The 21,799-nt window shown below is 46.1% G+C and carries 31 protein-coding genes; 18 read left to right on the top strand and 13 right to left on the bottom strand.

Features of this window, described 5'->3' with window-relative positions; genetic code table 11:
• The first annotated feature begins 221 nt into the window (after positions 1-221).
• The 6 genes from ICN34_RS07190 (at position 222) to adk (ending at position 4,273) form a co-directional block, all read left to right on the top strand.
• Positions 222-881 (top strand): MotA/TolQ/ExbB proton channel family protein, encoded by a 660-nt coding sequence (locus ICN34_RS07190; protein WP_216121662.1) that lies wholly within the window; start codon positions 222-224, stop codon positions 879-881.
• The gene (locus ICN34_RS07185) at positions 878-1,342 is read left to right on the top strand and encodes a biopolymer transporter ExbD (RefSeq protein WP_216121661.1); all 465 of its coding nucleotides are present in this window, start codon (positions 878-880) and stop codon (positions 1,340-1,342) included. Before ICN34_RS07190 ends, ICN34_RS07185 begins: the two co-directional genes overlap by 4 nt.
• Positions 1,343-1,365: 23 nt before the next feature.
• The gene (gene lpxK, locus ICN34_RS07180; RefSeq protein ID WP_216121659.1) at positions 1,366-2,457 is read left to right on the top strand and encodes a tetraacyldisaccharide 4'-kinase; all 1,092 of its coding nucleotides are present in this window, start codon (positions 1,366-1,368) and stop codon (positions 2,455-2,457) included.
• A 60-nt stretch (positions 2,458-2,517) separates the two neighbouring features.
• Positions 2,518-2,697, top strand: a complete 180-nt coding sequence (locus ICN34_RS07175; protein WP_216121657.1) for a Trm112 family protein — start codon at positions 2,518-2,520, stop codon at positions 2,695-2,697.
• Positions 2,698-2,718: 21 nt separating this feature from the next.
• Positions 2,719-3,483 (top strand): 3-deoxy-manno-octulosonate cytidylyltransferase, encoded by a 765-nt coding sequence (gene kdsB / locus ICN34_RS07170; RefSeq protein WP_216121655.1) that lies wholly within the window; start codon positions 2,719-2,721, stop codon positions 3,481-3,483.
• 124 nt (positions 3,484-3,607) lie between these two features.
• On the top strand, positions 3,608-4,273 hold the full coding sequence (gene adk / locus ICN34_RS07165; protein ID WP_216121653.1) for an adenylate kinase: 666 nt from the start codon (positions 3,608-3,610) through the stop codon (positions 4,271-4,273).
• 43 nt (positions 4,274-4,316) lie between these two features.
• On the opposite strand, the gene ICN34_RS07160 is transcribed toward adk, so the two are convergent.
• The 5 genes from ICN34_RS07160 to glyA all read right to left on the bottom strand — a co-directional run bounded on the left by ICN34_RS07160 (position 4,317) and on the right by glyA (position 7,854).
• Positions 4,317-4,619, bottom strand: a complete 303-nt coding sequence (locus ICN34_RS07160) for an addiction module antidote protein (RefSeq protein ID WP_072583291.1) — start codon at positions 4,617-4,619, stop codon at positions 4,317-4,319.
• On the bottom strand, positions 4,620-4,922 hold the full coding sequence (locus tag ICN34_RS07155) for a type II toxin-antitoxin system RelE/ParE family toxin (protein ID WP_216121652.1): 303 nt from the start codon (positions 4,920-4,922) through the stop codon (positions 4,620-4,622). It lies immediately after the preceding gene.
• Positions 4,923-5,066: 144 nt separating this feature from the next.
• Positions 5,067-6,077, bottom strand: coding sequence for a UDP-glucose 4-epimerase GalE (galE, locus tag ICN34_RS07150; protein WP_216121650.1), 1,011 nt, complete (start codon positions 6,075-6,077; stop codon positions 5,067-5,069).
• A 45-nt stretch (positions 6,078-6,122) separates the two neighbouring features.
• A complete protein-coding gene (gene nrdR, locus ICN34_RS07145) occupies positions 6,123-6,569 on the bottom strand; it encodes a transcriptional regulator NrdR (protein ID WP_216121648.1) in 447 nt (148 codons plus the stop codon).
• A gap of 40 nt (positions 6,570-6,609) precedes the next feature.
• Positions 6,610-7,854: a serine hydroxymethyltransferase gene (gene glyA, locus ICN34_RS07140; RefSeq protein ID WP_216121645.1), complete on the bottom strand. Its 1,245-nt coding sequence runs from the start codon at positions 7,852-7,854 to the stop codon at positions 6,610-6,612.
• 76 nt (positions 7,855-7,930) lie between these two features.
• Between glyA and tolQ the strand changes: the two genes are divergently transcribed.
• The 7 genes from tolQ to queC all read left to right on the top strand — a co-directional run bounded on the left by tolQ (position 7,931) and on the right by queC (position 13,317).
• Positions 7,931-8,587, top strand: a complete 657-nt coding sequence (gene tolQ / locus ICN34_RS07135) for a protein TolQ (RefSeq protein WP_216121643.1) — start codon at positions 7,931-7,933, stop codon at positions 8,585-8,587.
• 36 nt (positions 8,588-8,623) lie between these two features.
• Positions 8,624-9,043: a protein TolR gene (gene tolR, locus ICN34_RS07130; protein WP_072583297.1), complete on the top strand. Its 420-nt coding sequence runs from the start codon at positions 8,624-8,626 to the stop codon at positions 9,041-9,043.
• Positions 9,044-9,066: 23 nt separating this feature from the next.
• On the top strand, positions 9,067-9,885 hold the full coding sequence (gene tolA, locus ICN34_RS07125; protein ID WP_216121641.1) for a cell envelope integrity protein TolA: 819 nt from the start codon (positions 9,067-9,069) through the stop codon (positions 9,883-9,885).
• A 3-nt stretch (positions 9,886-9,888) separates the two neighbouring features.
• A complete protein-coding gene (gene tolB / locus ICN34_RS07120) occupies positions 9,889-11,211 on the top strand; it encodes a Tol-Pal system beta propeller repeat protein TolB (protein WP_255538598.1) in 1,323 nt (440 codons plus the stop codon).
• A gap of 119 nt (positions 11,212-11,330) precedes the next feature.
• Complete coding sequence (gene pal, locus ICN34_RS07115) at positions 11,331-11,831, top strand: peptidoglycan-associated lipoprotein Pal (RefSeq protein ID WP_216121639.1); 501 nt, start codon at positions 11,331-11,333, stop codon at positions 11,829-11,831.
• On the top strand, positions 11,832-12,563 hold the full coding sequence (ybgF, locus tag ICN34_RS07110) for a tol-pal system protein YbgF (protein WP_216121638.1): 732 nt from the start codon (positions 11,832-11,834) through the stop codon (positions 12,561-12,563).
• Positions 12,564-12,573: 10 nt separating this feature from the next.
• Complete coding sequence (gene queC, locus ICN34_RS07105; RefSeq protein ID WP_072583301.1) at positions 12,574-13,317, top strand: 7-cyano-7-deazaguanine synthase QueC; 744 nt, start codon at positions 12,574-12,576, stop codon at positions 13,315-13,317.
• A gap of 5 nt (positions 13,318-13,322) precedes the next feature.
• Here the strand turns inward: queC and ICN34_RS07100 are convergent, their stop codons facing one another.
• Positions 13,323-13,706 (bottom strand): type II toxin-antitoxin system HigA family antitoxin, encoded by a 384-nt coding sequence (locus tag ICN34_RS07100; protein WP_072583302.1) that lies wholly within the window; start codon positions 13,704-13,706, stop codon positions 13,323-13,325.
• Positions 13,703-14,011: a type II toxin-antitoxin system HigB family toxin gene (locus ICN34_RS07095; RefSeq protein ID WP_072583303.1), complete on the bottom strand. Its 309-nt coding sequence runs from the start codon at positions 14,009-14,011 to the stop codon at positions 13,703-13,705. The genes ICN34_RS07100 and ICN34_RS07095 overlap by 4 nt, the downstream gene beginning before the upstream one ends.
• Positions 14,012-14,104: 93 nt before the next feature.
• On the opposite strand from ICN34_RS07095, the gene ICN34_RS07090 reads away from it, so the two are divergent.
• Positions 14,105-14,350 (top strand): type II toxin-antitoxin system Phd/YefM family antitoxin, encoded by a 246-nt coding sequence (locus tag ICN34_RS07090; protein ID WP_072583304.1) that lies wholly within the window; start codon positions 14,105-14,107, stop codon positions 14,348-14,350.
• On the opposite strand, the gene ICN34_RS07085 is transcribed toward ICN34_RS07090, so the two are convergent.
• Genes ICN34_RS07085 through ICN34_RS07060 form a run of 6 tightly spaced genes read right to left on the bottom strand, consistent with a single transcriptional unit; the run spans position 14,347 to position 17,868 of the window.
• On the bottom strand, positions 14,347-14,958 hold the full coding sequence (locus ICN34_RS07085) for a riboflavin synthase (RefSeq protein ID WP_072583305.1): 612 nt from the start codon (positions 14,956-14,958) through the stop codon (positions 14,347-14,349). The genes ICN34_RS07090 and ICN34_RS07085 overlap by 4 nt on opposite strands.
• 9 nt (positions 14,959-14,967) lie before the next feature.
• Positions 14,968-16,083, bottom strand: a complete 1,116-nt coding sequence (ribD, locus tag ICN34_RS07080) for a bifunctional diaminohydroxyphosphoribosylaminopyrimidine deaminase/5-amino-6-(5-phosphoribosylamino)uracil reductase RibD (protein ID WP_216121636.1) — start codon at positions 16,081-16,083, stop codon at positions 14,968-14,970.
• A 17-nt stretch (positions 16,084-16,100) separates the two neighbouring features.
• Positions 16,101-16,661 (bottom strand): Tfp pilus assembly protein FimT/FimU, encoded by a 561-nt coding sequence (locus ICN34_RS07075; protein WP_255538597.1) that lies wholly within the window; start codon positions 16,659-16,661, stop codon positions 16,101-16,103.
• The gene (locus ICN34_RS07070; protein ID WP_216121634.1) at positions 16,654-16,983 is read right to left on the bottom strand and encodes a hypothetical protein; all 330 of its coding nucleotides are present in this window, start codon (positions 16,981-16,983) and stop codon (positions 16,654-16,656) included. Before ICN34_RS07070 ends, ICN34_RS07075 begins: the two co-directional genes overlap by 8 nt.
• Positions 16,980-17,567 (bottom strand): hypothetical protein, encoded by a 588-nt coding sequence (locus ICN34_RS07065; protein WP_216121632.1) that lies wholly within the window; start codon positions 17,565-17,567, stop codon positions 16,980-16,982. The genes ICN34_RS07070 and ICN34_RS07065 overlap by 4 nt, the downstream gene beginning before the upstream one ends.
• Position 17,568: 1 nt before the next feature.
• The gene (locus tag ICN34_RS07060; protein ID WP_158009044.1) at positions 17,569-17,868 is read right to left on the bottom strand and encodes a type II secretion system protein; all 300 of its coding nucleotides are present in this window, start codon (positions 17,866-17,868) and stop codon (positions 17,569-17,571) included.
• A gap of 151 nt (positions 17,869-18,019) precedes the next feature.
• On the opposite strand from ICN34_RS07060, the gene ribBA reads away from it, so the two are divergent.
• The 4 genes from ribBA (at position 18,020) to ICN34_RS07040 (ending at position 21,798) form a co-directional block, all read left to right on the top strand.
• A complete protein-coding gene (gene ribBA, locus ICN34_RS07055) occupies positions 18,020-19,150 on the top strand; it encodes a bifunctional 3,4-dihydroxy-2-butanone-4-phosphate synthase/GTP cyclohydrolase II (RefSeq protein WP_216121630.1) in 1,131 nt (376 codons plus the stop codon).
• Positions 19,151-19,184: 34 nt separating this feature from the next.
• Complete coding sequence (gene ribH, locus ICN34_RS07050) at positions 19,185-19,700, top strand: 6,7-dimethyl-8-ribityllumazine synthase (protein WP_072583310.1); 516 nt, start codon at positions 19,185-19,187, stop codon at positions 19,698-19,700.
• Positions 19,701-19,705: 5 nt separating this feature from the next.
• A complete protein-coding gene (gene nusB / locus ICN34_RS07045) occupies positions 19,706-20,215 on the top strand; it encodes a transcription antitermination factor NusB (protein WP_072583311.1) in 510 nt (169 codons plus the stop codon).
• A gap of 110 nt (positions 20,216-20,325) precedes the next feature.
• Positions 20,326-21,798, top strand: coding sequence for an NAD-dependent succinate-semialdehyde dehydrogenase (locus ICN34_RS07040; protein ID WP_072583312.1), 1,473 nt, complete (start codon positions 20,326-20,328; stop codon positions 21,796-21,798).
• Position 21,799 lies beyond the last annotated feature (1 nt).

Genomic DNA, 21,799 nt, shown 5'->3' with positions numbered 1-21,799 from the left:
AATTACTGACCCAAAACGTCTCATAAATCCCACATCTAAAATGCAAGCCATTGATTTATAAAAGAATTAATCAGCCCAATAAATTCCATTTGAACCAATACAAAACCACGCGAACCATCTATCAAGGACTTACAGAGCAAACTCAAAAAAGTTTTGCACAGAGTTATCCACAGGCTGGCTTTCCGAAACAGGCTTTTTAATTCAGCTAAAGTACTGAGCTTATGTACTCCATCTTACTATCCGCTGGCTGGCCTATTTGGCCCCTCCTCATCATTTCCATATTGGGCTTAGCAATCGCCTTAGAGCGTTGCTGGTATCTGCGTCAAACGCACATATTCCCCAAAAATTGCCTAGAAAGCGTTTTTTCTCTTGCAAATCAGTTGGTTGGAAGCAAAACCAGCATTTCTGAGCAGCAGATTACGGAATTAGCCAAGCTTTCCCCTGCAAGCCCTTTATTGGCCTGCGCACTGAAAGAGAAATTATCCGGCAGTAATGCTGATGCTGCGCTGGAGGAGTTGCAAGTGACCGCACAAAGCACTTGGCTAAAGTTGGACCGCTACTTAGGCGCACTTGCCACGATCGCCACAGTCGCTCCGCTATTAGGCTTATTTGGCACTGTAGTGGGCATGATTGAAATCTTTGGCAGCCAAGGCGCGATCAATAGCGCTGCTGGTAGCCCACAACAATTAGCCCACGGCATATCAGTTGCCTTGTACAACACGGCATTTGGACTATTGATTGCCATTCCTGCATTAGCTGCTTGGCGCGGTTTACGTGCAATGGCAAATCAACGTCAACGTGAATGCGAAGAATTTACTCGTCAACTGTTTAAGAAGCTCTATCCAAACGTTTCAAACGACGCTGCAGACATTTCAAAATGAGTTGGCTAGAAACACACCCACGAGCCAAGAGAAGATTTTCTCTTGGGGGTAGTGCTACACCTGTAGAGCCAGAAATCAATCTCATTCCTTTTATTGATGTACTGTTGGTGGTCTTAATCTTTTTGATGATCTCCACAACCTTCACGCGCTATCAAGAATTGGCCATCACTTTACCCACCGCTAATGGCAATGAGAGCCAAGCAGAGGTCAAGCAAATTCATATTGCAGTCAGTCGCGATGGCCGCTTCGCAGTGAATGGCAAAGTGGTGGATCGGTCACAACTCAGCAATACATTAACTCAGCTAAATGGACAAAGCAGCCAGAAGGAAGCCACCAGCTCTCTGCAAGTGAATATTGATGCCGATGCTAGAGCGCCCCATCAGGCGGTCATGAGCGCACTGGAAGCAGCGCGCGATGCTAACCTGTCCAATATCGTGTTTAGCAGCCAAACCAAGAAGTAATTACCGAATCAAGAAACTACTCAATGTCATTTTCTTACTTCCGTAAAGCCCCCAAGTTTTGGGAAAGACGTGGCCCCACTAGCTTATTGCTATGGCCACTCTCTTGGCTTTATGGCTTGGTGATACGCGTTCGTAAATTAATTCTGGGTACGGGCTTAGTAAAACAAAAGCCTGCTCCAGTACCAGTGATTATTGTGGGCAATATTCGTGTAGGCGGCACTGGCAAGACACCTATCGTGATTGCTCTAGCTGAACGCCTTAGTCACCTTGGTTGGAGGCCTGGAATTATTAGCCGGGGCTATGGATCTTCTTCGCAAATAACACCCCTACAAGTACGCAGCGATTCTGACCCTACCCTTGTTGGCGACGAACCGGTCTTGATTGCAAAGCGTACACATGATCAATTTCCGATTTGGGTTTTTCCAAAGCGCCAAAAAAGTATTGGGGCTTTGCTCAAGCATTCGCCTAATGTAAACATCATCATTAGTGATGATGGCTTGCAGCACACTGGCCTAGCACGCTGGCCCGCTCGCGAAGGTGGTCGTGATATCGAGTTCGTTGTACGTGATGGACGTGGTGAAGGCAATCGCTTTTTACTTCCTGCCGGCCCATTGCGCGAACCCGCCACACGTGAACGCGATGCCACACTCTTTACAGGGAAAGCAAAAGGTCTTGAATCTAAGTTTGGTCCTCAAGACGAATACTTTTTAGGGCGTCGCGCATTCTCGCTCTTGGGTAATTTGGGAAATGCGTATCAATTGATTAATTCTAAAAATACGCAGACGCTTGCTCAAATTGCAGATAGTTATCTACCAAACAAAATTACGGCTGTTGCCGCCTTGGGTAATCCACAACGCTTTTTTGACGATCTCCTCAAACAAGGAATTGCCGCTAAATCGATTCCTTTGCCGGATCATGCGACGTATACCCCCGAGTTCTTTGAGAAGATCAATGCGCAATGCATCCTCATTACCGAAAAGGATGCTGTGAAATGCGCGGCAATTACAGATGAACGTATTTGGGTGGTACCCATGACTCTCGCCCTCCCGGATAGCCTGGCTGAATGGCTGCACTCTATCCTGCAAAGACCCAGTCCTTATCGCTACACCTTGTAGGTTTAGCTTACATAGCACTACACTGTGTCATCCCCTATTTAGATCACCATTAAAGAAATCATGGATAAACGACTGCTCAATATTTTGGTTTGCCCTTTGTGCAAAAGCCAATTGCATTTAAACGCCGAGAAACATGAGCTCATTTGCAAAGCCGATCGCTTGGCTTACCCGATTCGGGATGATGTGCCAGTAATGCTGGTTGAAGAAGCGCGCAGCATGAGTGCTGATGAGCTTGCTTGATACATTGAGTACGCCACTTTAATGAATCATTCTTCCAAAGCTCCAGATTTTTTAGTAGTAATCCCAGCAAGACTTGGATCCACCCGTTTACCGAGAAAACCTCTAGCTGATATTGGTGGCAAACCGATGGTGATTCGCGTGGCTGAACGCGCCAAGCAATCACTCGCACAAAGCGTTGTAGTTGCAACCGATTCACCAGAGATACAAGCTGCATGCGATGAGCATCGTATCGAGTGTTTACTAACTAGCGCAGATCATCCAACTGGAACTGACCGTATTGCTGAAGTGGCCCAGCTACTGAAGCTACCTAGCAATGCATTGATTGTGAATGTGCAAGGTGATGAGCCGCTCATACCACCTGAATTAATCAATCAAGTTGCCAGCACTTTGGCTAAGCATCAAGAGTGTGCTATCTCCACAGTTGCCGTACCGATTACCGATGCCACAGAGATCAATAATCCCAATGTGGTGAAAGTAGTTCTTAATCGCTCCAGTGAAGCGCTCTACTTTTCCAGAGCGCCGATTCCGTTTGTGAGAGATCCTCAGGCAAACCAAAAAATTGAGCATTTACGCCATCTGGGGATCTATGCCTATAGGGCTGACTTTTTACAGGCCTACACCCGTCTAGAGCCAGCACCTCCAGAGCAGGCTGAAGCTTTAGAACAGCTACGCGCCCTCTGGAATGGTTATCGCATAGCCGTTCATACCGCCTCTGAAGCCCCGCCTGCTGGGGTCGACACCCCAGAAGACCTCGAAAGAGTGCGCCAGTTACTGGCTGGTTCCTAGACTAACCTCAGACCAAAAGCTAAAACCTCAGTAGTTTTAAGCTTCTCGGGGATAATCCTAGGCAATAGGCTTCTAAGATCCCGACAAAATACGGGACAATGTCAGCTCTTCTAAGGGGAAAACAATGCGGTTGATTCTGCTCGGTGCACCAGGTGCTGGAAAAGGCACACAAGCTCAGTTTATTTGCGAAAAATTTGCAATTCCACAAATTTCCACTGGCGATATGTTGCGCGCTGCTGTGAAAGCAGGAACTGAACTCGGTATTGCAGCCAAAAAAATTATGGATGCGGGTGGCCTTGTATCTGATGACATCATCATCGGCCTTGTTAAAGATCGCTTGACTCAACCTGATTGCAGCAAAGGCTATTTGTTTGATGGTTTTCCAAGAACCATTCCTCAAGCACAAGCCATGAAAGATGCTGGTGTTCCTATCGATTACGTTTTAGAAATCGATGTGCCATTTGATGCCATCATCGATCGTATGAGCGGACGTCGTGTTCACCCTGCCTCTGGCCGCACTTATCACATCAAATACAACCCGCCAAAAGTTGCAGGCAAAGATGATGTGACTGGCGACGATCTCATTCAGCGTGACGATGACAAAGAAGCAACTGTTCGTAAACGTCTGCAAGTTTATGACGATCAGACCCGTCCATTAGTGGAGTACTACTCCTCTTGGGCTGCGCAAGGCAATCCAGCCGACAAGGTAAAAGCGCCAGTCTATCGCAAGGTAAGTGGCACTGGTAACGTTGAAGACATCACCGCTTCTATTTTTGCTGAACTGAAGTAATTCAATTCGCATTAGTAAAAAAGGACTGCATTGCAGTCTTTTTTTATGCATGCACACTTAATTTCATACCCAAAGCATGTATTACCCTGGCTACCGTCTCAAATCGTGGACGCGCTTCAATTTTTAAGGCTCTATAAAGAGATTCCCTGGTTACTCCACTCTTTTTAGCAATAGCAGTCATGCCTTTTGCCCTAGCAATATCGCCTATTGCCGCAACAAATAAAGCAGGATCTCCATCCTCTAGCACAGCAGTTAAATATCCAGCGATATCTGCCTCAGTTTTTAAGTAATCCACGACATCAAATTTAGGCAAATCTTTTATTTTTATTTTTTTTGTATTTTTCATTCAATCCTCCATCGTTAAAAGCAACTTCTTAACCTTTTTAATATCAGCCTTTTGAGTTGTTTTATAACCGCCGCCCAACATCACAATTACTACCTTCCCACGCCGCAAGTAATACATCCGCCAACCGGAACCAAAATGCTCTCGCATCTCCCAAATTCCATTTGCATCAGTTATTGGGGCAACATCACCCAAATTTCCCAATGCGGCCCTACGCAGTCTTGCTAATAATCGGCCTCGAGTTAAAGGATCGCGAATAGCGTTTAGCCAGACCTCAAATTCAACTGTTTTATTGATTTCATACATCTTCAGATTGTAATCAATTGGTTACAGTATACACAAAACCTTACCAAGAGCGCTGCTTTAAAACATGAAAAAATTTAGATGGCTAAGGTAATGTGAAGTTAGATAGGCAAATAAAAAAGCCTGTAACTGCAGGCTTTGTTGAAATTAAGAATATCCCTTAGAATTATTTTTCTGCCATCGCCAAGAATCAGCACACATGCGATCAATCCCTAATTGAGCTTCCCAGCCTAAAACTTTTTTAGCTAACGTTGGGTCTGCGTAATATTCAGATAGGTCACCAGCTCGTCGAGCAACAACCTCATAAGGAATTTTTACTCCTGATGCCGCCTCAAAGGCCTTAATCATGTCAAAAACGCTATAAGGCTTTCCGGTTCCTAGATTTACTGTGATGGATGCATTCTGTTCTAGGGCTTTTAAAGCCGCCAGGTGACCTGCAGCCAAATCCTCGACGTGAATGTAATCTCTTAAACCCGTTCCATCTGGGGTTGGGTAATCATTTCCGTACACCATCAACTTTTCTTGAGCACCAATGGCGACCTGAGTCATAAAGGGCATCAGGTTATTTGGCTTGCCAAAAGGATTTTCACCAATCCGCCCCGACTCATGAGCGCCCACTGGATTGAAGTATCTTAGCAAGGCAATTCTTAAAGCAGGGTTAGCCTTTTGTAGGTCGCGCAAAATATCCTCAACCATCAACTTAGTTCTGCCATATACGTTGATCGGCGACAAAGCAGTCTCTTCGCTATAGCAAACCGATCCTGGATTTCCGTATACGGTTGCTGAAGAGGAGAAGATCAATTGATTTACATTGGCCCGCATCATCTCTTCAAATAAAACAATACTTCCGGATACATTGTTATCAAAGTATTTCAGGGGGAAGGCTTCTGATTCACCCACTGCTTTCAGGCCGGCAAAATGTATTACCGAATCAAATACAAGCTGCCCAAAAGTGGCTCTAACTAGCGCTCTATCTCGTATATCGCCCTCGATGAACTCAACCGCTTTTCCAGCCAAGTCTTCTATGCGCTTGACGACCCCCAAGCTACTGTTGGATAAGTTATCCAGAATGACAATATCTTTGCCGGAATTCAATAGCTGAACTACGGTATGAGAGCCAATGTAACCAGCGCCACCTGTGACCAGAATTTTTTTCATATTTTTAATGACATCTTCAGTGGTAAATGCTGCTCACCAAATCGGCTACTTCAATTCTTTTAAAGCACTCTCGAAAGATTCAATATCAGCAAAGCTTCGATAGACCGAGGCAAAGCGAATGTATGCAACCTTATCTAGACGCTTGAGCTCACGCATCACCAACTCACCTACGCGCTCACTAGGAATCTCTTTTTCACCCAGACTAAGGAGCTTTTCTTCAATGCGGGCAATCGATTCATCGACGGAATCTGAAGACACTGGGCGCTTACGCAGGGCTAGCTTGAGTGAACTTGCCAACTTATCGTGGCTGTATTCCACCCGGCTGCCATTCTTCTTGACGATCGCCGGGAGAACCAACTCAACACGCTCATAAGTAGTAAAGCGCTTATCGCACTTGGCACAACGGCGACGACGGCGAATGGTATCGCCCTCATCTGATACCCGGGTATCTAGAACCTGGGTATCTTCGTTATGACAAAAAGGGCAGCGCAATGAGGGCTCTTTTCTTTAGTGGTTATTGATTTTTTGTTGCTTAACCGTAGACCGGGAAACGCTTCGTGAGCTCAGAAACTTGAGCACGTACTTTGGCGATGTTCTCAGGATCATTTGGGTTATCCAAAACATCCGCAATAAAGTTACCCACTTGTCTTGCTTCTGCTTCTTTAAATCCACGAGTAGTCATCGCTGGTGATCCTAAACGAATACCGCTGGTCACCATTGGTTTTTCTGGATCGTTTGGAATGCCATTCTTATTGCAAGTAATGTGTGCTTCACCTAAAACACGTTCAGCTTCTTTGCCGGTCATTTTCTTGGCACGCAAATCTACCAACATCACATGAGAATCCGTTCCACCAGAAACAATTCTTAAACCACGCGCAATTAAAGTCTGTGCGAGTGCTTTTGCATTCGCTATCACTTGCTTTTGATAATCAACAAAGCTCGGCTCCTGCGCTTCTTTAAATGCTGCCGCCTTACCAGCGATTACATGCATCAAAGGGCCGCCCTGTAAGCCTGGGAAGACTGCGGAGTTAATCGCTTTCTCGTGCTCAGCCTTCATCAAGATGATGCCGCCACGAGGGCCGCGCAAGCTCTTGTGGGTAGTAGAGGTAACAATATCTGCATGCGGTACGGGGCTTGGATAAACACCAGCAGCAATCAGGCCAGAGTAATGCGCCATATCCACCATAAAAATCGCGCCTACTTCTTTTGCTAACTTACCAATGCGCTCCCAATCGATGACGAGGGAGTAGGCAGATGCACCAGCAATAATCAATTTAGGTTTGTGCTCACGTGCCAAACGCTCCATTTGCTCGTAATCAATCTCTTCATTTTTATCGAGACCGTAAGCAATTGGGTTAAACCATTTACCGCTCATGTTCAACGCCATACCGTGGGTCAAGTGGCCACCTTCAGCAAGACTCATACCCATGAAGGTATCCCCTGGCTTTAAGAAGGCCAAGAACACCGCTTGGTTGGCAGAAGCGCCGCAATGCGGTTGCACGTTAGCAGCTTCAGCACCAAACAATGCTTTGACACGATCAATCGCCAATTGCTCAGCAACGTCCACGAACTCACAACCGCCGTAATAACGCTTGCCCGGATAACCTTCGGCATACTTATTGGTCAACTGAGACCCTTGGGCCTCCATTACCGCTGGTGATGTGTAGTTCTCAGAAGCAATCAGCTCAATATGGTCTTCCTGACGCTTATTTTCGTTCTGAATGGCTGCCCATAATTGGGGATCGGTTTTGGCTAAGGTGTTTTGACGGTCAAACATGGTGATAATCCTGAAAAAGTTGGATTGCTGAGTGAATTAACTTAGTAAAATCAACCTACATCATACAAAATCCACCATGACCCCTACACAAGACCTCTCATTTCTCTCCCTAGTCCTTAATGCCAGCCTATTAGTACAGTTGGTAATGTTGTTATTACTCAGCATGTCCGTGGCCTCTTGGACCATTATTTTCAAGAAAACTGCTGTTTTACGTGGGGTCCGCCAGGATACCGAGCGCTTTGAGCGCGACTTTTGGGCCGGCGGCGACCTCAATACCCTTCTGGAGGCAGCCCAGCGTAATACCCGCAGCGACGCCGTCCTAGAGCACATCTTTGAAGCCGGAATGCAGGAGTTCACCAAAGGTCGTGAGATTGACGCCGCCCGCCGCGCCATGAAAGCCACCTATCAACGCGAAATGGACCTCCTGGAAGCCAATCTACCTTTCTTGGCATCCGTTGGCTCAGTCTCGCCGTATATCGGCCTCTTTGGCACGGTTTGGGGCATCATGCACTCCTTCCGCGGTTTGGCTAATGTGCAAAACGCGACTCTTTCTGCTGTAGCTCCTGGTATCGCAGAAGCGTTAATCGCCACAGCAATTGGTTTGTTCGCAGCGATTCCGGCAGTGGTTGCTTACAACCGCGCAGCAACTGATGTAGACCGCCTCTCCATTCGCTTTGAAACTTTCATTGAAGAGTTCACCAATATCTTGCAGCGTCAGACTGCAGGGCGTTAATTGAAATAACGCGTGAACCGATAAGCGAAAAAAATTATGGCTGGATCTTCATTACGTAAAAACAAACGTCGGGCAATGTCTGACATCAACGTCGTTCCGTACATCGACGTAATGCTAGTATTACTCGTGATCTTTATGGTCACTGCACCAATGGTCAATCCAGGTGTTGTCAACTTACCCACTGTTGGTGGCGCCAAAGTGCAATCACTACCGCCAGTCTTTTTAACGATTGATGCCAACGAGAATGTCATCGTGCGCAAAGATGGTGATCCGACTCAAACACTCAATAAATTTGAACTCGGTGCTTTTGCAAGATCACAAGCAGAAAAGTCTGCCGATCAACCTATTGTCATCGCCGCAGATAAATCCATCAAATATGAAACAGTGATGGAAGTCATGTCTAAGCTCAAAGAGAATGGCGTGAAGCGCGTTGGCCTTGCGGTCAAGACCCAGTAAGAATCTGGCCTTCATAGCTGCTCATGAATAGCGCACCTTCTTTTCAGCAATCATTTTCGCCGTTTAAGCGAGGGCGTTTTACGAAAGAAGAAAGCACTAAGCGCGCGTTTACTTTTTCACTCATTGCGCATTTGGGATTGCTTGCCTTTCTCATGATTGGCATTAGCTGGAATAACACCACCTCTTCTGGTGTTGAAGTTGAACTTTGGGATTCCGCTCCACAGGTTGAAGCACCGCCTGAACCAGAACTCAAAACAGAAGTTAAAGAAGAAGCTGCTGATATCGCCATCAAGAAAAAGAAGGTTGAGAAAGAGCCTCCTAAAAAAGAGGTGAAAGAAACTCCTAAAGCAATAAAACCTCCTCCGCCCAAGGAGAAGGAAAAGCCGAAGAAGGAAGAGCCGCCGAAAAAGGCTGAAGCTCCTAAAGCACAGTCACCGGCAGAAACCAAAGCCAATGCCGCAGCAGAAAAAGCACGTGCAGATCAGTTAGCGCGTTTACGTGCAGCAGCTGGTGCCGAAGGTGGTAGGGGTGGAACCGTTGGCAGTGGAGTCGGCGGCGGAGGTAATGCACCTCCAGGCTGGACTGATAAAGTAATTAAAAAGGTTAAGCCATTGATCGTCTTTAACCCTGAATCTGTGAGCGGCAACCCTGCTGCAGTTATTCTGGTGAGCCTTGCTCCAGACGGAGCTATTTTGAGCACCAGCATTCAATCCTCTAGCGGCAACGCTGGCTGGGATCGCGCAGTACTACTTGCACTCTCTCGCGCAGAAAGCCTGCCGAAAGACGACAATGGCAAAATTCCTCAACGCGAAGTAAAACTGACTTTTAAACCCAAGGATTAATGCATGTTGCAATTAGCAAAAAGACAGCTACAAAAGCTAGCATCAAAATTAAACTCTTTTAGCATGATTGTTATTGCTCTTTGTATCAGCTTTGCAATGCCTGCGCTAGCGCAGATGAATATTGAAATCACGGGCGTTGGTCAATCACTCTATCCAATCGCGGTAATGCGGTTTAAAGACGAAAATAAATTACCTACCAGTGTTACTGAAATCATTCGGCAAGATTTAGCACGCAGCGGTTACTTTAAAAATACAGAAAATGGTAATGCCGTTGAGAGTGATGATGGTACGCCTAACTACAAATCGTGGGCAGCACGCGGTGCTGATGCACTGGTGGTTGGATCAGTCGTGCAGACTGGCAATAATCAGTTTGACATTCATTACAAGCTGTTTGATGTTCGTAAATCCCAAAGTCTGGGTGGCTTAAATCTCAACTCAAGCGCCGATAACCTGCGTGCGGTTGCCCACAAAATTGCTGATGACATCATCTTCAAATTACTGGGTGAGCGTGGCGTGTTCTCCACCCGCCTCTCCTACGTCATCAAGGATGGCAAGCGCTATCGCCTGGTGATCTCGGATGCTGACGGTCAAAATATTCGCAATGCACTCAATAGTGCTGAGCCCATCATTTCTCCATCATGGTCGCCTGACGGCAAGAAAGTGGCGTACGTTTCTTTTGAAGACCGCAAGCCAGTCATTTATGTTCACGAGCTTGCTACTGGTCGTCGCATTTCTCTATCAAATCAAAAAGGCAACAACAGTGCACCAGCCTGGTCACCCGATGGTAAGAAATTAGCCATCTCATTATCTAAAGACGGCAACACTCAGATCTACGGCATCAATGCCGAGGGCACGGGTTTACATCGCTTAACTCGTGGCAACACGATTGATACTGAGCCGCAATATTCTGCTGATGGTCGCTCTATCTATTTCACCAGCGATCGCGGTGGTAACCCACAAATCTATCGTATGAGTGCTGATGGCGAACAAGCTGAAGGCGTAAAACGGATTACCTTCAAACAAGGTTTTGTGACCTCACCTCGCATCTCACCTGATGGCAAGTACTTAGCTTACATTGCTAACGTTGGTGGCGCATACCGCCTCTACATTCTGAACTTAGCTACTGGTGATACTCAAGCGCTTACCGATGGCACTAGCGATGAATCCCCTTCCTTTGCAGCCAATGGCCGCTATGTTCTCTACTCCACCAAAGTTGGTGGCAAACGCGTTCTTGCTGCTGTCTCAGTTGACGGGAATTCCAAGCAGGTGTTGAGCATTCCAGGATCTGATGTACGTCAGCCTTCCTGGGGTCCATTCATGGACTAGGTCCTAACTACGTTAAACCCCCTTTTAGGGGTTGAAATAGTCACTTTTGATGTTCTTGGGGGCATAATATTGTCTATTGATTCATTTATAGATTTAGCTCGTAGGAAAAAGGAAAATTCATGAAGATTTCTATCGCACGTCGCGCAGCGACATTCGCCTTGATCGGTGCCACAGCATTTTTGATGGCAGCATGCTCCAGCGTCAAACTAGATGACACTGATGGCGCCAATGGTAGCGGCAGTGGCAAATTTGGCTCACAGCCGTGGAATGATCCAAGCAGCCCACTCTTTGAGAAAAGCGTTTACTTTGGCTTTGATGAATACACCGTTCAGACCAAGTATCAAAAAATGTTGTCTGCTCACGCAGGCTACTTAAAAGCCAATCCAAAGCAGAAGATCATTATTCAAGGCAATACCGATGAACGCGGCACAGCTGAATACAACTTGGCACTTGGCCAACGTCGTTCTGATGCTGTACGTAAATCATTGAACTTGATGGGCGTTTCTGACGACCAAATGGAAGCAGTGAGCTTTGGTAAAGAAAAACCAAAAGCAGAAGGTGATACCGAAGCAGCTTGGGCAGAAAATCGCCGCGCTGATATTGTTTACATCACGAACTAAATGAAGATACTTTCATGCTCAGTAAAACAAACGCTCTCACGAGCGTTTTGTTTAAGTGCTGCTCTCATTTGCTTAGGCGCATCTAATAGCGCCTGGGCGCTCTTCTCTGATGATGAAGCGCGTAAGGCAATTCTGGATCTGCGTAAGTCTCTAGCCACCACCCAGCTTGAGTTACAGGGCCAAATCGACAAACTCAAAACTGAGAATGCAGAGCTCCGTGGCAAAGTTGAAGAACTTGAGAAACAAGGCGAAGACATTAGTACCAGTCAGAAGACTTACTACCAAGATCTCGATACTCGTTTAGGTAATTTTGAGCCTCGCACCGTAACGATTGAAGGCGTTTCTGGAACAGTACAACCTGGTGAGAAAAAAGCCTACGACGACGCCTTAAAGTCATTCCAAGCAGGCAGTCTCAAAAAAGCTGATGAGGGATTTTCAGTATTTGCAGCCAAATATCCTAAAAGCCCTTACTTACCACTTGCTCTGTACTGGAGCGGTAATAGCAAATATGCGAATAAAGATTACGCCGGTGCGATTAGCCAACTACAAAGCCTAATTAAGAAATTTCCGAATCATCCACGTATTCCTGCAGCGATGGTGACTTTAGGAAACTCGCAATTAGAAAGTGGCAATAAGGCAGCAGCTAAAAAAACATTTAACGAAATCATCGCTAAGTATCCAGATACTGACGCAGCCAAGGATGCGCAGCAACTCATTGCTAGCACCAAGTAATTAATCATCTATGTCTAAGCTTTCTGCTGCATTCGAATCTCTGGCGCCCCGTAAAGCAGGCGCTCCAGCGGTCATTCTGTTTTCGGGTGGGTTGGACTCCACTACTGTTCTAGCCCTTGCCAAAGACTTGGGATATACGCCCTACGCCCTTTCGGTTGGATATGGTCAGCGTCATTCATCTGAGCTGGCAGCGGCCAAACATATTGCCAAGCAAATTGGAGTGGCACGACACGAAGTAGTTAACCTAGATCTCACTCGCTTTGGGGGCTCTGCTTTAACTGACTCCTCGATTGCAATCCCAACGACCCCCGGCAAAGATCAAGAAATCCCCGTTACCTACGTACCAGCACGCAATACGATCCTGCTATCACTTGCATTGGGTTGGGCAGAGTCATTAGGCGGACTAGATGTTTTCTATGGGGCTAATTCGGTAGATTACTCAGGCTATCCTGACTGCCGCCCTGAATATGTTGCCTCTTTTGAACATATGGCTAACCTAGCTACTAAAGCAGGTGTAGAAGCCATCAATGATGCAAATCGTTTTAGAGTGCACGCGCCTATCATCAGCCTAACTAAAGGCGAAATCATCCAGCTAGGAAGCACTCTAGGCGTTGATTACTCGCAAACAGTCTCTTGCTACCAAGCTAATGATTTGGGTGAAGCTTGTGGAGAATGTGAGTCTTGCCGTCTAAGGCAGGCAGGCTTTAAGCAAGCCAATGTGGGCGATCCTACTCGCTACCAAAAAAAGTATTAAACGTATTAGGCTGCGCGCAGCTCATCATCCTGCTGAATCAAACTATCAGCAGGGATCCCCAACATAGAGTGCAACCTCCAAATCATCTTCAGTGTAAGGGGGCGTTTGCGATTTAATATTTCATATACGCGATTTAGGCCACCGATCATCGGCTGCAAATCCTTTGGACTCAAGCCGGATTGTTCCATTCTGAATTTAATTGCCTCAATTGGGTCTGGTGGAAGAATCGCATAGTGCTTGCTCTCATAAGACTCAATGAGCATTAAGAGGATCTCAAACCTATCTCCATCCTTAGTCCCAGGTTTTGGCTCATGATCAAAATAGTAAGACGCCTGGGCTAGGGCATCCTTGTATTCAAGCTTGTTACGAATGGGTTTTAATTCTTTCATTTTTCCTCCAACTGCACTGTGCAAGCATCAATTCGATCGTATGCAGCATGGCTACCAATAAATTTCACATATACCGCCCCAAAACTATAAGCAACTACCACCACCAAACGGTAGGAATTTCCTTTGATATTAAAGACAACTCTGTTGCCTGCAATAAAACTCGCATTTCGATACTTATTCTTTATATCTTGCGGCCTTTTCCAACTTGCATGCGCCACCTCGTCATACCAAGCTTTAAGTGGCTGCTCGGCATCGGGATGAATACGCCAAAAATTTGTTAGGTGTTTTCTGGCTATTATTCGCACACATTAATTTTAGTCCCAAAATGGGACTATTGCAAGTGGGGCCATATAACCCTATGCCAATTAAGATTTAAGCGATTTAAAATTACAAGTCACATGGATATTGCAGACATACTTCGCATCAAAACCACAGTCAGCATGGCTGAGCTAAAACGCAATCCTAAGAAGATTATTGGTAATGCAGACGATCTACCTATGGCCATCTTAAATAGCAACAAACCTAAGGCTTATCTTTTGTCAGCTAAGGCATATGAAGTGGTACTTGATTTTATTGATGATGCCTCACTAATAAAAACTATCAAGGCTCGTAGGGGTGGCAAAACTATAAAAGTAAAGATTTAAGCCTTATTAAGCATTCTAGCTACATAGCGCGCAATCAAATCTACTTCAAGATTTACCGCATCACCTTGCTTGAGATTACCCAGCGTAGTATTTTCCAAGGTGTGGGGAATGATATTGATATTGATGATGCAAGCAGTTGCCGTGTCTTCAGTCTGATTGACTGTAAGCGATACGCCATTCACAACAATCGAGCCTTTGTAAGCCAAATATTGCGCCAACTCTTTTGGCGCCTCGATGCGTAACAACCAAGATCCATAAGCATCATTAGCCACTTGAGCAAAATGCGCCACTTTACCAACACCATCTACGTGCCCGCTAACTAAATGTCCGCCCAGGCGATCATTTAAGCGCATGGCTTTTTCGAGGTTGACTGGACCGACCTTATCAAGACCAATCGTTTTATTCAGAGACTCGCGAGAAATATCCAGGGCAAAAGAATTGCTGGTTAACTGGGTAGCTGTCATGCAAGCACCTTGAATGGCAATGCTGTCACCCAAGGCAACATCATCCAAATAGCCAGATGGAACTTCAACAACTAAATGCAAGCCATCGCCCTTTGCTTGAGCGCTCTTAATTTGACCAACTGCAGTAATGATTCCAGTAAACATGAGGTGATTTTAGTTCTTAATTAAGCGGAGTCGAAGATCGGGGCCAAAGAGACTGTGATCAATGACTTTCCACTGTTCTTTGTCATTCAGGGAATTTAGGGGCGAAATATTAGCCATTCCAATACCATCGCCCATCAAGAATGGGCCGTAGTAGAGCAGTAGCTCATCTACACAGTTTTCTCTGAGCAAAGAACCATTGAGCTTAAAGCCCGATTCAATATGAATCTCATTCATCTCACGCTCTTTAGCTAAATACGTGAATAGTTTTGGCAGATCTACTTTGCCAGATGGGTTAGCCATAGCAATGACTTCTATACCGCGCTCAGTAAATGCTTGCGCTTTTTGTTGCATTTCAGGGCTGTCCAAACTGGCACAAACAATGATGACGCCTGATTGCTCAATGTTGTTGAGAATCTTTGCTGCCGGCGGCGTTTCTAATTTGGAGTCAACGATGATGCGCCAAGGCTGACGCTCAGTTTGAACATCTCGCACATTCAGAGTGGGATCATCTTCTTTAACAGTACCTACGCCAGTAACAATGGCACAAGCTTGCGCACGCCAATGATGGCCATCCGCTCTCGCTAGCGGTCCAGTGATCCACTGACTGCGGCCATCAGGTAAAGCTGTTTTGCCATCTAAGCTTGCAGCGATTTTCATGCGCACCCAAGGTAGGCTACGCGTCATTCGTGAAATAAATCCTGGATTTAATGACCATGCTTCTGCTTCCATTAGTCCGCTGTGCACTTTGATTCCTGCAGCAGTTAGGCGTTCTAAGCCTTTACCAGCAACCAAGGGATTAGGATCAGACATCGCCACGAATACGGCTGCAGGTTTTGCTGCGATCAATGCATCCACACAGGGAGGTGTTCGTCCAGTGTGATTGCATGGTTCTAGCGTGACATAGATAGTTGATCCAACAGGATCATTTCCGAGTGATTTAGCGTTCGCTAGGGCTTGCACCTCAGCATGAGCGCTGCCTACCTTCTGAGTAAAGCCCTTACCAATCACTTTGCCATCTTTAACAATGACACAACCCACTCTAGGATTAGGGTTCGATAAATAAAGTGCTTTTTGAGCCTCGGCTATTGCCTCGCTCATGAACTGGTGGTCAACTGCGCTGTACATAGGGTCTATTAAACCATTCAATGGCAGCGCTTTGCATCTCTAGCAGGGTCACAGATTCGCCAGCGCCCTCCACTTCCCAAAATCATTTGGCGCTCCAAGTCGGGAGCCCTGCTGTGACCCAGGATCAATCGATTGGCCACAAACCCGCCTTGAGCCGTTTTTGCCGCACCAGCAGCATTAAACAGAATGCCCTTCTTGCCCGAATTGGGGTCGATAAATTGCTTGCCTCCACCCTTAAAGTAAACGGGGTCAATACTTCCCTGCGAAAACCAGGGCTTTTCGATGCAGCCCGGTTTGGCTGGCTTTTCGATGCAGCCACTTTTAACCACCCAACCCGCCTCCCACCGATCGCTAGAAATAGGCGCAAGGTAGACGGGTTGACCCAAATGTAAGGCCTGCTGACGAGCAAAGTGGGCATGAGCAATAAACCTTCTGGCAATAGTCTCAATTTCTTGGGCGGCAATTTGTTCTTGCAATAAAGGCATGGTCATCATCGCAACCATGGCAATGAGTAAAACCACAGCCATTAATTCAAGGAGGCTAAATCCAGATTTCGAATCCAACTTGCAGTTATTCAAATACTTGTCGCCAGTTTATGCGAGTGACTGTGCCAGATGTTGCATCAATCACAACACCAATCTGAATCGCCGGCTTCTCTTTGCTCGAAATCAGCCAACGGTTTTTACCGACTGATTGAACAAAGCAAACATTCTCTTCCAAATTAGCAAGAGTGGTTAAATTTTTCTCGCAGTCTATGACTGCTTTTTCAGCAGCAAGAAAATGTTTCTGAGCTACTTCCATTGTTTTTACTTCTACGATACGTAATGCACTCAGCCTCTCTAAATACGCAATGAGAGATGAACAGAGTAAGAGTAGCGATATCACCCAAGCCAAAATCACAAGAGATTCCTCGTCGAAAAAGTTCTTTCAAGATCTAGATTGAGCTTGGCTCCGTCAGTCATTTGCAGCTTGATCTTAAAAAGCCTTGATGCCGATAAATGCTGGGCTTGAGAGGGGCTCAACTCCTCTATTAAAAGACTATTAACCCCATTCATTAAGGTGGTGTTTTGAATGCGTCCCTGGCGATCGAGCGACTGACAAATTAGCGAACCGCCATTGACTTTCTTACCTTTGGGAATACCTGCCTGATAATCCACCAAGAATCCTTGCATGGCTAAGTTATTTTTTGTGCGATCTTGAGTAAGTGCATTACCAATGCAATCAAAATCTGTACCAGCGGATAATTTATGACGAATGATTAGTGAATCAGATCCACGAAATCCCGATCTTTTTTCAACCTGAATAAATGAACCATTGTTTTTTTGCTGTCTTATTTTTTGCCCTGACTTATGGTTTGAGATTTGTACAGATTGAATGTTCCGGTAGCCAGCCATTCGAATCGCGCGGCCAATTAATTCAAATGCACGATCCGCCTCTGAAATTAATGCTTGTGATTTTTCATACTCAATTTGCTTAATTACCAAATCAGCGCTTGTCTTTAAGAGAGGGTTGAGTAGAAGTGCGCATAGAGCGATTCCGACTAGACATTCGAGCAGACTCATTACTTAGGGCTTTTTTGGGTAGATTGCCATTGGTCCTGCTGTGTTCTTGTATTTCAAAAGTATCCGAATCCTTTCTGAGTTGAGCTCTTTTACTTTCTTGTTGTGTCAGAGTTAAAGCGAGGCGCTGATAAACGCCCGCCGATGTCATCCAAACTCCCAAAATCAGGGCCATTGCGACCAGAACCTCCAGCAAGATGAATCCCTGGCCATTTTTAGATCTCATTGGGGGTTGAGGAGCTTTATAGGGGGCATCGCCCATTTTCAAAGGCAGTCTTGTGGACTGAAACTCCGAACCAAGGCTCTTGCTGTCAGAAACACGGGATATTGAGGTAGGACAGCACTGTAAAGGGCTCCTGAGCTTAAAATAGAGGGCTATGCCAAATACCCTTGCCTCCACCGAAGAAATCATTGCCGAGCTCCGCGCCGGCAAAATGGTGATCCTCGTCGATGAAGAAGATCGTGAGAACGAAGGTGATTTAGTCCTAGCCGCCGATCATGTCACCGCTGAGGCTGTGAATTTCATGGCAAAACACGGCCGTGGATTGATTTGCTTAACCTTGACGCGCGAGCGCTGCCAACAACTCAACCTACCTTTGATGGTTCGGGATAACGGCACATCCATGGGAACGAATTTCACAGTTTCTATCGAAGCAGCTAGCGGAGTAACTACAGGCATCTCAGCGGCTGATCGTGCGCTCACCATTAAAACTGCTGTGGCATCAAATGCCAAGCCCAGTGATTTAGTACAACCTGGCCATATTTTTCCACTGATGGCACAGCCTGGTGGTGTACTTATACGCTCAGGACATACTGAAGCGGGTTGCGACTTGGCAGCAATGGCTGGATGCTCAGCGACTTCCGTAATTTGTGAAATCATGAAAGACGATGGCAGCATGGCACGTCTTCCAGATCTTCTAGAGTTTGCGAAAGAGCATCAATTAAAAATTGGCAGCATTGCAGATCTCATTCAATACCGTAGCCAACATGAAAGCATTGTGGTTCGAGAAGGTACTCGTGAATTCATTACCCCTTGGGGAAAATTCCAAGGCATTATTTATCGTGATACTCCTAGCTCATGCATTCATATTGCATTAGTGCATGGCAAGCCTTCTGAAGCTCAAGAAACCTTAGTGCGCGTGCATGAGCCAGTCACTGTTTTAGACTTCCTGGACTCCAATGTCAGCAACCATTCATGGCCGCTAGCGAAGGCCTTAGAGCAAATTGCCGGTTCACCGGCTGGTGTAGCCGTGCTCCTCAATGCCTCTGGCATTGCCGCCCCCAATGATCAAGATTGGTTAGCGCAATTTCAGAAACTGAATCAATCGCAGGAAGAAAGCAAGAAGCCGTTGGCTAGAAAAACTGATTTCAGAAGCTACGGTATTGGCGCCCAAATATTGAAAGATATTGGTGTTGGCAAAATGCGCTTGCTTGCCAACCCAAGTCCTGTGCCTAGCCTTTCTGGTTATAAGCTCGAGGTTACAGGTTACAAGCCGTACACTTCTTAAATTCCATTAAAGCCTGAATATTTTAAAGATTGATATGACGAGTTCCACTAATGATTTTGTAGGCGTACTAGAAGCTGATCTCAATGGTCAAGATCTCCGTATCGGTGTTGTGCAAGCACGCTTTAATGAAGATCATTGCGTTGCCCTAACCAATTCCTGTATCAATGAATTAATTTCTCTTGGGGTTTCCCAAGCAGATATCAAATTGGTGACTGTTCCTGGCGCGCTAGAGATTCCATTTGCCCTCCAAAAAATGGCCGAGACTGGTGAATTTGATGGCTTAGTGGCCCTAGGCGCAGTCATTCGCGGTGAGACCTATCACTTCGAATTAGTCTCCAATGAATCTGCTTCTGGCATCACTCGTATCTCGATTGACTCTGGATTACCAATCGCCAATGGTGTGCTCACTTGCGACACTGATGAGCAAGCTCTTGCTCGTGTTCAGGTAAAAGGCGCAGAATGTGCTCAAGCAGTAGTGGAGATGGCAAATTTAGCCTTGGCATTAACTCCTGATATTGATATCGAAATTAACTCGAGTGAAGAAGAATAATTCGCATGTCTACATCTAGCCAAAATCCACTAAACCCTCAAGCCGCCAAGGAAGTAAAGCCTGCTCCAAAGCGCTCACTGACACCACGTCGTCGCGCTCGTGAATACGCCCTCCAGGGTGTTTATCAAAGCCTAGTCATGCGTCGTGCTGGCAGCATCCCTAATGGCGCCTCCATTGCCAAGCAGCTTGCGGAAGACCCCGCATTCCGTCGCTGCCAACTTGATCTCTTCCAAGGTATTTTTGATGGCGTACTGGCTCGTACCGATGAGCTGGAGGCGATTATTACCCCAGCATTAGATCGCCCAATTAACGAACTTTCTCCAGTGGAGCATGCAGCATTACTCATTGGCGCCTATGAGCTAGCTATCGATCTTTCGGTACCTTACAAAGTGGCCATCAATGAAGCGGTTGAACTTGCTAAAACCTTTGGCGGTACTGATGGCCATAAGTATGTCAATGGCGTTCTTGATCTACTTGCCCAGAAGCTTCGCACCGCCGAGACTCAGGCAGGCTAAACACCCCCTAACTAGCAGCAAGGAATCCAGCCTCCAGGCCCTAAAAGCTTGGGGGCTATTTTATTTATTGAGGGATAAAATGATTTACATCTATACCAAGGTCAAACATCATGCAAAAAGTAGACATTCGTAGCCAATTACAAGATTCAAGCCTTTTTAAAGAAGAAGCTTTTATTGATGGCCAATGGATTAGCTCTAAAAATACCTTTGCCGTTTCTAATCCAGCCACCGATGAGATTATTGCTGCGGTAGCCAATCTAGAAACCAAAGATGCTGAGCTCGCTATCGCCGCAGCTGAAAAAGCACTGCCTGCATGGCGCAGCAAATTAGCCAAAGAACGCGCACATATTATGCGCAAGTGGTTTGACCTCATTATTGAAAATACACAAGATCTTGCAAAGCTCATGACGCTCGAGCAAGGAAAGCCTCTAGCTGAAGCTGCTGGTGAAGTTGTTTATGGCGCTTCATTTGTAGAGTGGTTTGCTGAAGAAGCGAAACGCGTAGAGGGTTCTATTCTGGGAACCACCTGGAGTGATAAGCGTCTCATGGTTCTCAAACAACCGATCGGTGTTTGCGTAGCCATCACTCCCTGGAACTTCCCGATTGCGATGATTACGCGCAAGATTGCACCTGCATTAGCAGCGGGCTGCACTATCGTCATCAAACCTGCTGAATTGACACCGCTATCCGCCTTAGCTCTGGCTGAACTTGCCAAGCGTGCTGGTATTCCGGATGGGGTGATTAATATTGTGACTGCCGATGCTAATCAATCGATTGTGATTGGCAAAACCCTTTGCTCCTCTCCTACAGTTCGTCATCTATCGTTCACAGGATCCACAGAAGTCGGCCGCATTTTGATGGAACAGTGTGCTCCAACTGTCAAAAAACTTGCTCTGGAGTTAGGTGGGCATGCACCGTTTATTGTCTTTGAAGATGCCGATATCGATGCCGCCGTCAGTGGTGCCATGGCTTCTAAATTTAGAAATTCTGGTCAGACCTGTGTTTGTGCAAATCGCTTTTATGTTCATAAAAAAGTGCATGATCAGTTTGTTGAAAAGTTTGCTAAAGCACTAGCTGTTATTAAAGTCGGTAATGGGATGGAGGCTGGCATTACTCAAGGGCCCCTGATTGAAACCGCCGCTCTTGAGAAAGTACAAAAGCATGTTGCTGATGCACTTAGCAAAGGTGCCAAGCTAGTTACTGGTGGCAAACAGTCCATTGAAGGCAAGAACTTTTATGAGCCGACCATTCTGGCTAACGTAAACAGTCAAATGCTCATTACGCACGAGGAAACTTTCGGCCCTGTAGCACCAATCATTCCTTTTGAAAGTGATGAAGAGGTCATCCAGTTAGCTAATAGCAGTCAGTTTGGCTTGGCATCGTATTTCTATAGCCGTGACATTGGCCGCGTCTGGAAAGTAGCTGAGGCCTTGGAGTACGGCATGGTGGGCGTTAATACTGGATTAATCTCTAACGAGGTAGCGCCCTTTGGTGGCATCAAGCAGTCAGGCCTAGGGCGTGAAGGTAGCGTCTACGGAATGGATGAATACCTCGAGATGAAATACGTCTGCGTAGGTTTGTAAA

This window comes from Polynucleobacter sp. Tro8-14-1, from assembly GCF_018881655.1.
Classification (GTDB): domain Bacteria; phylum Pseudomonadota; class Gammaproteobacteria; order Burkholderiales; family Burkholderiaceae; genus Polynucleobacter.
Note: the sequence above shows the minus strand (reverse complement) of the source record. Positions and strands in the feature narration are given on the sequence as shown.

Excerpts from the sequence above, each read along its gene's own strand:
- ICN34_RS07190 (WP_216121662.1), top strand. The coding sequence starts at position 222 with ATGTACTCCATCTTACTATCCGCTGGCTGGCCTATTTGGCCCCTCCTC.
- ICN34_RS07185 (WP_216121661.1), top strand. The coding sequence starts at position 878 with ATGAGTTGGCTAGAAACACACCCACGAGCCAAGAGAAGATTTTCTCTT.
- lpxK (WP_216121659.1), top strand. The coding sequence starts at position 1,366 with ATGTCATTTTCTTACTTCCGTAAAGCCCCCAAGTTTTGGGAAAGACGT.
- ICN34_RS07175 (WP_216121657.1), top strand. The coding sequence starts at position 2,518 with ATGGATAAACGACTGCTCAATATTTTGGTTTGCCCTTTGTGCAAAAGC.
- kdsB (WP_216121655.1), top strand. The coding sequence starts at position 2,719 with ATGAATCATTCTTCCAAAGCTCCAGATTTTTTAGTAGTAATCCCAGCA.
- adk (WP_216121653.1), top strand. The coding sequence starts at position 3,608 with ATGCGGTTGATTCTGCTCGGTGCACCAGGTGCTGGAAAAGGCACACAA.
- ICN34_RS07160 (WP_072583291.1), bottom strand. The coding sequence starts at position 4,619 with ATGAAAAATACAAAAAAAATAAAAATAAAAGATTTGCCTAAATTTGAT.
- ICN34_RS07155 (WP_216121652.1), bottom strand. The coding sequence starts at position 4,922 with ATGTATGAAATCAATAAAACAGTTGAATTTGAGGTCTGGCTAAACGCT.
- galE (WP_216121650.1), bottom strand. The coding sequence starts at position 6,077 with ATGAAAAAAATTCTGGTCACAGGTGGCGCTGGTTACATTGGCTCTCAT.
- glyA (WP_216121645.1), bottom strand. The coding sequence starts at position 7,854 with ATGTTTGACCGTCAAAACACCTTAGCCAAAACCGATCCCCAATTATGG.
- tolQ (WP_216121643.1), top strand. The coding sequence starts at position 7,931 with ATGACCCCTACACAAGACCTCTCATTTCTCTCCCTAGTCCTTAATGCC.
- tolR (WP_072583297.1), top strand. The coding sequence starts at position 8,624 with ATGGCTGGATCTTCATTACGTAAAAACAAACGTCGGGCAATGTCTGAC.
- tolA (WP_216121641.1), top strand. The coding sequence starts at position 9,067 with ATGAATAGCGCACCTTCTTTTCAGCAATCATTTTCGCCGTTTAAGCGA.
- tolB (WP_255538598.1), top strand. The coding sequence starts at position 9,889 with ATGTTGCAATTAGCAAAAAGACAGCTACAAAAGCTAGCATCAAAATTA.
- pal (WP_216121639.1), top strand. The coding sequence starts at position 11,331 with ATGAAGATTTCTATCGCACGTCGCGCAGCGACATTCGCCTTGATCGGT.
- ybgF (WP_216121638.1), top strand. The coding sequence starts at position 11,832 with ATGAAGATACTTTCATGCTCAGTAAAACAAACGCTCTCACGAGCGTTT.
- queC (WP_072583301.1), top strand. The coding sequence starts at position 12,574 with ATGTCTAAGCTTTCTGCTGCATTCGAATCTCTGGCGCCCCGTAAAGCA.
- ICN34_RS07100 (WP_072583302.1), bottom strand. The coding sequence starts at position 13,706 with ATGAAAGAATTAAAACCCATTCGTAACAAGCTTGAATACAAGGATGCC.
- ICN34_RS07090 (WP_072583304.1), top strand. The coding sequence starts at position 14,105 with ATGGATATTGCAGACATACTTCGCATCAAAACCACAGTCAGCATGGCT.
- ICN34_RS07085 (WP_072583305.1), bottom strand. The coding sequence starts at position 14,958 with ATGTTTACTGGAATCATTACTGCAGTTGGTCAAATTAAGAGCGCTCAA.
- ribD (WP_216121636.1), bottom strand. The coding sequence starts at position 16,083 with ATGTACAGCGCAGTTGACCACCAGTTCATGAGCGAGGCAATAGCCGAG.
- ICN34_RS07060 (WP_158009044.1), bottom strand. The coding sequence starts at position 17,868 with ATGAGATCTAAAAATGGCCAGGGATTCATCTTGCTGGAGGTTCTGGTC.
- ribBA (WP_216121630.1), top strand. The coding sequence starts at position 18,020 with ATGCCAAATACCCTTGCCTCCACCGAAGAAATCATTGCCGAGCTCCGC.
- ribH (WP_072583310.1), top strand. The coding sequence starts at position 19,185 with ATGACGAGTTCCACTAATGATTTTGTAGGCGTACTAGAAGCTGATCTC.
- nusB (WP_072583311.1), top strand. The coding sequence starts at position 19,706 with ATGTCTACATCTAGCCAAAATCCACTAAACCCTCAAGCCGCCAAGGAA.
- ICN34_RS07040 (WP_072583312.1), top strand. The coding sequence starts at position 20,326 with ATGCAAAAAGTAGACATTCGTAGCCAATTACAAGATTCAAGCCTTTTT.